The organism is Mucilaginibacter gilvus, from assembly GCF_004054195.1.
Classification (GTDB): domain Bacteria; phylum Bacteroidota; class Bacteroidia; order Sphingobacteriales; family Sphingobacteriaceae; genus Mucilaginibacter; species Mucilaginibacter gilvus.
This window is the reverse complement of the sequence record NZ_SBIW01000012.1, coordinates 451,414-458,827: the sequence shown is the minus strand read 5'-3', so window position 1 is coordinate 458,827 and position 7,414 is coordinate 451,414. Positions and strand designations below refer to the sequence as shown.

The 7,414-nt window shown below is 37.8% G+C and carries 6 protein-coding genes; 2 read left to right on the top strand and 4 right to left on the bottom strand.

Annotated features, from left to right (window positions below; translation table 11 throughout):
* Positions 1–134 precede the first annotated feature (134 nt).
* Both EPL05_RS21685 and EPL05_RS21680 read left to right on the top strand, forming a co-directional pair.
* Positions 135–638 (top strand): DUF932 domain-containing protein, encoded by a 504-nt coding sequence (locus tag EPL05_RS21685; protein WP_243837347.1) that lies wholly within the window; start codon positions 135–137, stop codon positions 636–638.
* Positions 639–752: 114 nt separating this feature from the next.
* On the top strand, positions 753–2,084 hold the full coding sequence (locus EPL05_RS21680) for an IS4 family transposase (protein WP_128536077.1): 1,332 nt from the start codon (positions 753–755) through the stop codon (positions 2,082–2,084).
* Positions 2,085–2,151: 67 nt separating this feature from the next.
* Here EPL05_RS21680 and EPL05_RS21675 read toward each other — a convergent pair whose 3' ends face one another.
* The 4 genes from EPL05_RS21675 to EPL05_RS21660 all read right to left on the bottom strand — a co-directional run bounded on the left by EPL05_RS21675 (position 2,152) and on the right by EPL05_RS21660 (position 7,413).
* Positions 2,152–2,775, bottom strand: coding sequence for a hypothetical protein (locus EPL05_RS21675; protein WP_128536076.1), 624 nt, complete (start codon positions 2,773–2,775; stop codon positions 2,152–2,154).
* 1 nt (position 2,776) lies between these two features.
* Positions 2,777–3,259 carry an RNA polymerase sigma factor gene (locus tag EPL05_RS21670; RefSeq protein WP_243837346.1) on the bottom strand — a complete coding sequence of 161 codons (483 nt, stop codon included), beginning with the start codon at positions 3,257–3,259 and terminating at the stop codon, positions 2,777–2,779.
* Positions 3,260–3,816: 557 nt separating this feature from the next.
* The gene (locus tag EPL05_RS21665) at positions 3,817–4,179 is read right to left on the bottom strand and encodes a hypothetical protein (protein ID WP_128536075.1); all 363 of its coding nucleotides are present in this window, start codon (positions 4,177–4,179) and stop codon (positions 3,817–3,819) included.
* Positions 4,180–4,266: 87 nt separating this feature from the next.
* A complete protein-coding gene (locus EPL05_RS21660) occupies positions 4,267–7,413 on the bottom strand; it encodes a type I restriction endonuclease subunit R (protein ID WP_128536074.1) in 3,147 nt (1,048 codons plus the stop codon).
* Position 7,414: the final 1 nt, after the last annotated feature.

Below are 7,414 nucleotides of genomic sequence, written 5' to 3'. Positions count from 1 at the left end.
AGCGTTGTCACCGCAAACAACATCATGCGGATAAGTTACGTCTGGGAGCTGGATGCCCTGAAAGGGGCACGTCCAGATCTGTGGGGAAGGTTGAGGGGCGACCCTTGACCTCACCCTAACCACTTAACGCAGCAATGAATAACCATTCAGGGGCGATTAAAATACGTCATACGGCATCTGCTGCCGAGCGGTTAAAACAAGCGCATACATTAATGGGTATCAGTAAATCTTTAGGCGGTGAATTTGAAGGTCTATTTAACCAGTGGGCTAAAGTGCGCATTACGGATACAGAGGTTAAAAAACTTATACAGATTGCTATGGCACCAAATAAAGAGGTTTTAGAAAATTTAGCGGAAGGTAAATTAGACCTGCTATCTACGCATTACACGAACATTGTTGATAACGTGTATGAATATGCTTTGGGTAGTCAAACCCAGCAATTGGAAACAACCGCAGGAACGGTATTTGGTGCTTACAATGCCGTAACAGGTTATTTTCAAAATGTGCGTAGTTTTAAAAGTGACGAAGCCAAGTTTAAATCTATTATGGATGGTACAGCCAAGCAACGGGCGCAAACCGCTTTTAATCTTTGCCGTGATTTTGCAACGCAGGGAAGCGAAGCATTGATTTACAATTAATTGCCGATAAGGGGGAGCAATCCCAATGCCATTAAGTTAAGGACTTGAAGGCTTTACAGTAAAGAACCGGATCATGTCCGGTTCTTTACTTTTACAGGAAATCATTGTTGCATTATGCCTGTAAACATTAAAATCATTAACGACCTAAAAATTTTTATTACCCAGTCAGCTACTCAAACAGAGCTAAGGGCATTATTCACACACTCAAAAACAGATTTCTCCCGCGATAGAAAGTTAGGGTTTGAGCGGTTAGTTCTTTTATTAATAAATTTTTTCCGTAGGAGTTACAGTATTGAAATCGCTGAATTTTATAATTGGTTAGAAATAGATGAGCTAACAGTAAGCAAATCAGCTTTCTGTCAGCAACGAATGAAAATCAAAGATTTATTCTTTGCTTGCCTCAATGAAGTTTTAGTACAAAGTTTTTATGAGCATTATGGACAAAATATTAAGCGCTGGAATGGAATGCGGGTCATTGCCGTAGACGGATCGATAATAAACCTAATTCATTACGATGAAGTCATTAATCATTTTGGAACTCAAAGTAATAAAAGCGATAAGAAATTTCCAATGGGACAGGCACTATCTGCTTATGATATATTGAATGGAATTGCAATAAGGGCCGAACTTTATCCTGTGAAAATATCCGAACAAAGAATGGCGCAACATTGGGTGCAATATTATGAATCTGATATGTTGTTAATCTATGATCGTGGTTATCCTGGCTTTATCAGTTTCTTTCTTCACGAGAATAAAGAACAACCACAACCCTATATTATGCGCTGCCCTTTAAGGTTTACATACGAGATAAGAGACTTCGTTATTAGTAACGATACCGACACAATGGTTTCATTCAGAGCGAATAAGTATTCATCAGATGAGCTATACAAACAAGGATTCTTTGTTCCAATAGGTTCAACTATTAATGTTCGGTTGATTAAGGTTATCCTTGACGATGGTACAATAGAAGTATTGGCAACCAACCTGTTCAATCAAACAGACCACCCACAAGGAATTTTCAAAGAGTTGTATTTTATGCGATGGGGCATTGAGACCAACTTTAGCTCAATTAAAAATCAATTGCAATTGGAAGCTTTTAGCGGACAGAGAGTTACGACCATTATGCAAGATTTCTATATTACTTTCTTCCTATCTAATTTCCAGGCTATCATTGCAAAACCATGTGAAAAAGAAATAGCCTTAATTACTTCAAAACGTGTACATCAATATAAAATCAATAAGAACATTGCCTATGGAATAATGAAAAACAGGTTGATAGACTTGTTTATACATCGAAATCCTGAAAAGATCCTACGTCATCTTGAAGAATTATTTATTCATTACCTCGAACCAGTGAGGCCTAATCGAAAATATCCACATTCTAGAAAAAACAATAAGTCGAGAAGTAAATACGAGGCATTAACGAATTATAAAAGGGCAATTTAATCCCTAATTTTATGTCAATGGACAAAGTTTGTTTGCATCTAATCCGTTAGGTTCAGTTAACAAATTGCTAACTTTCTAAATATTTCAGATTTTCTTCAAGCGATTTTAACTTTTTAAAGAATTTGACTTTGTAATACCAGTGACCACCAATAAGTGATATTGAAGTTGCAAGTGCACAAGTTATAAAAATGGTTTGTAGGGACGGGTGCCAGTAAGGCAAGAATAGTTTAATAACAGCATAAAAGTATGCAGGATATAAAAACAGATAAATAATGTTAAACATCAAATAAAATCTTCTGAAGGCTGAAATGGTCTGTTTAAGGGTTACCATCACATTGTCACCACTGTATATAGTAAAAATTTGTTCCTGCCTTTTAAAAACCCAAATAGTTACAATACAGTAAATTACCATTATGGTTAAATATGCAACTGACTCCAGAATGCCAGCAATTCTGTGCAGATAAATACCTTTTATTAACATGATTAGCGATACTACTGCTAGCATACCCAATAATATTTGGTTTGTAGCGGTTCCAAATTTTTTCCAATAAGCACTTTTCGAGTGCAGGTGTCCTAGTGTGTCTGTGGTATTCATAATAATTTGTTTTAATTTTTCTGATGGAATCTTCTGTTGTTGAAATTCATTATCCTGGATAGTCTTCCAGTGCGCTTTAAACTCGTCCAGTTCCATATTATCCGTTATTTACAATTGTTTTTAATTTCGTACGTATCTTATTCAGGTTAAAACCTACGTTTGATTCTGATAAACCTATTACATCGGCAATTTCTTTATAGCTATAATCATCCATATACAGCATGGTAATTGCCCGTTCCACTTCTGTTAGATTTTTGATGGCTGAATACATTTGTAACACCTGTTGATTTTCTTCCGTATTGTCTATAGCAGATATATTAAAAGCACTATCGTCAAGCGCAGCAAATTTTTCGCGTTTGGTTTCTTTCCGAAGCCGCGTTATTGCATTGTTAAGTGCTATTCTGTAAACCCATGTTGAAACTTTTGAGTTGCCATTAAATGAGCCATAGGCTCGCCAAAGCTGTAATATGATGTCCTGAAAAAGGTCTTCTTTATCCTCCCGGCTATTGCAATACATGTTGCAAACCTTTAGAATCAGGCCTTGGTTATTAGTTATTAATAAAATAAACTGGTCTTTCAATTAATGATATTTATACAATTAGTCGCATGAGATTGGAAAACCTTAGCAGATGTTAAAATTAATTTTTTTAAGCAGTTATGTAGCTTATTTAAAAGGACCATATTATTTTATCCACCTTTTAAGTCGTTTAGAAAAACTCTTCGATGCCATCCAATTATCAAGACAGTCATTTACCAATTAAAATGCCTATTAGGAAAACACAACCCTAATCTCTCCAAAAAGCTGGCAGCTCCATCTAAATCCTTCCCGGTTGGGAGGACTTGAAAAAAGTGCGAAGCTAAAGTCTCCGTTCTCTGGAGATTTAGAGGGGGCTTTATGCTGAGGGGTTCCTTAACTTAATGACATTGGGAGCAATCCCCCTTATTTTCAAAATTCCCCGGCGGCGGGCTATCGCCCGCCCGAAGAACGCCCCCTGTTTTCTTATGCTTTAACGATCTTTGGTGAAAACAGGGGGCGCTGATCTCAAAAGACTTAAATAGATAATCTTCGGTTCCGTTAATGTATGAATTAACTTAATATTTTAGTCCTAACAGCTTAATGTTACAACACATTTAAATTTAGATTTTTGATATTCGCCTTATTCCTTGAATAACACCATTGTCGTCCAACCATATCATAGCATATGATTCATTTTCAATATGCACTTCGATTGGACTAATATACGTAGCGTTTTGATCCATTAAGATTGGCCTCAGTTCAGAACCTAATTCATTAAGTTCAGCTGTCAATTGTTCATATACTTTTTCATCGAATTGAATGACATCATTCAAATTTAAAATATGAAATTGTTTACTGTTACTAGGTAACAGTTTTTCCAGTTCAGACATTTCATTACGACGATCATAATCAATTTGCCGACGTTTTTCCTCTTGATCAGCTTTCTTATCTAAAAAGCTAAGTATTAGTTCTTCTATATTCATAAAATCAATTTAAAAAATGCTAGGAGTTTATTCTCATTCCTTGTTCAAAAATATTAATTAACTAAAAAGCGTCGTCGATAGATTAACTTATTCTAATAATTCAAACCCGTCTTTGGAAATAAATTCTTTCAATAGTTGGTCTATTCTAATGCTGATTTTAAAATTTGGTAATGTTTCACCTTCTATTTTTTCAAAATAAGCTTTTGCTTTATCTCTGTCCACTGTAGCTTTTAATTCATCGAAGCGGCCATATTCATTAATATTCAGCTCTGTAATATTGTCCCGCATTAAATCCTGAAGCTTATCTTTATCTAAGCCTAAAATACTGGCGAGCTTTAAAATCTGCCCATATTTAGCCCGATATAAATACTCTGTAATGTAATCTCTTAACGTTTTATCTGCCGATAACTTCACATTGCCGCTCATCACATCGTTCAAAAATATATTAGCAAACTTTTGCTCTTCCTGGGTTAGTGTGGCAAAAGATTTATGCAGTTCATCTAAAATTTGTTTACGCTGCTCTTCTGAAATGTCGGTTTGATCTAAAGACTTGATGTACTTTACAAAGCGTGAATTCATGTAATCAGCATCAATTTTACCAGTGTCAATCTCTACAATGTAAGGTTCTATTTCAAAGGGGACATCGGGTAAGCTACTACCGCCTGCGCCCTCGACGAACATTTCTTTGTAACGTGCTAACAGGCTATTATAATTAGTCCCATCAACCAACATCTCTATAAAAAGCTTCGGCTTCCGATCTTTGAACTCATAGCTGGATTTGCCCCATTTAAAACCTTGTACTTTTGCTGCTTCAAGGAACTGGTTAAAGACTTTAAACAGCTTGGCAAACTGTCCCCGTACAGCTAAATCATCGGGTAATTTTTCAAAATTTTTAATCCCTGCATTGTTAAATAGGTCGGCGATCTGTTGATAGGTAGCGTTCATATTTTCCAATTGCTTGTCTAAGCGTTCAACAAACAAACCATAAGGTCTATCGCCTGAATATAGTTTTACGGCTCTATCAACGTTTTGATGCATGGTATGCGGAAACCGGTAATATTTTACTACGCCAAAAGGCTTTTCTGGTCCGAATAAACGGTTTGTACGGGAAAAGGCTTGTATAATATTTTCATAGCGCAATACCTTGTCAAGATATAAAGTATTTACCCATTTTGAATCGAAACCTGTAAGCATCTGGTCTACAACAATGAGCAGATCAATCTGCTTTTCGGGTGATTTCTCTATTCTCTCATAAGGTCTTTTGTGCGCCAAACGATTAGATATATCTTTCTTGAACCTGGCATGAGTAGCGAAAGTAAAATCTTGTTGATATCGCTGGTTATAGTCTTGTATCAATTCCAGTAAACCCTCTTCCTTAAATACAAACCCTTCATTATTGTCGATATTCGGATCAAACAATGCGGTGGTTTTTAGTGTAGGGAAATCAGCTTTTAGCAGTCGATAATATTCTATTGCTTCTGTAATACTGCTTGTGGCAAGTATGGCATGGAATTTTCCATTATGGCTTAAACGCAGCCAATTATCTTTAATATCAGCAACTACTGTGCTTTGGTGTTCTATACGCGCATACTGTGACCGATTTAAGTAATCCTCTATTCCTTTTACATATTTTCCAGCCCCGGTGAGTCCACCGGCCATAAATACACTTGCTGAATCCATAAAATGATAATAGATTTCGCTTTTATCCGGATCGGCGATGGCTTCGACCTCGGTTGTGACTTTAGCTTCTTGCAGGGCAACTGCCTTTCTGATGTCCCTGTCTCTATAGGTGAGTACTTTATAAGGATCAAAACCCAGTACATTTTTATCACGAATGCCATCTGCTAAACTGTAGCGGTGCAACTCGTCACCAAATATTGTTGATGTAGTGGCTTCTTTGCGTTGGTTTTCTTCCTGTATAGGTGTGCCGGTAAATCCAAATAACACTGCGCGGGGAAATGTTTCTCTAATAGCGGGCAATATATTTTCTCCAAAAACGGTGCGGTGCGCTTCATCTATTATGATTACCATTCTTTTGCTGCGCATCTGCTCCAGATCTTTAGCGTTAAGCCCATCTTCTTCAGCTCCAATATTGCTCATTTTTTGGATGGAGGTAACAATCAAAGTATCGGCCGGATCGCTGCTTTTGAGCTTGGACACCAAAACATAAGTATCCTCAGTGGCCTGCACAGATTGATTGTCGTCTGCAAAGCCTCGGTATTCTCTTAATGATTGTGTACCCAATTCAATCCTGTCCATTAGGAAAACTACTTTATCGGCATCTTTGGAGTTGGCTATCAACTGTGCCGATTTAAAGCTGGTCATGGTTTTGCCCGAGCCTGTAGTATGCCATATATAACCGCCGCGCACATCGGGGTTTTTCCAATCGGTTTTAGCCACACGATCTGATATGGCATTGGCCGCATAGTACTGGTAGCTGCGCATCACCTTCAGTACACCCTCCGAAGTGTCGGCTACGGTATAAAAACCAATGAGTTGGTGGGCCATTGGGATGGAGATCAGCGAGCTGGCTATCTGACGCCAATCGTTGATAGGTTCATTATTGAAGTCTGCCCAATGAAAAAAGTAATCTTTGTTAAATTTTCCTTCAGGACCGGGGTTAGCAAAATACAGCGTTTCTTCGGGCGTTATGGCCACGAAGATTTGTATCAAGGAAAATATACCTGAGAAAATACCTTCGTACGCGTATTTTTCTATTTGGGTGCTTGCCTGGCTGATGTGTATGCCCGATCTTTTCAATTCAAGATGAATAACAGGCATGCCATTAATCAGTAAAACCAAATCGCCACGGCGGTCGTTTAGTATTTTAGATTTGCTTTTGTATTTGGGTTGCTGTACAATTTGGTAGCGACTTTGCCCGGCGGCAATTTCTAACCTATCGTATATTTTTAAACTTATTTCTTTGCCAAAATGTAGCGTATCCGCAGGATTATCGCGGGTAATGGCTACGCTTTTACCATTAATAAAACCGTTTAATTTAAGCGGTGTGCGTAAGGCGGTAATCTGCTCTAAAATCTGCTGCATCTCGCCCTGGGTGAGTGGCGTATCATTAAGGCGGTCTATCTCTCGGTTATTCTGGAAAAGGATACCGGCCCAGTTGTTCAGCAAATCCTCCTCGGTAGGGTTTTTAAGCACCTCCAGTTCCCAGCCCTTTGTAGCCAGGAGCTGTATCAATGCGTTTTCAAAAGCTGCTTCACCGGTAAAAGTAGTCATG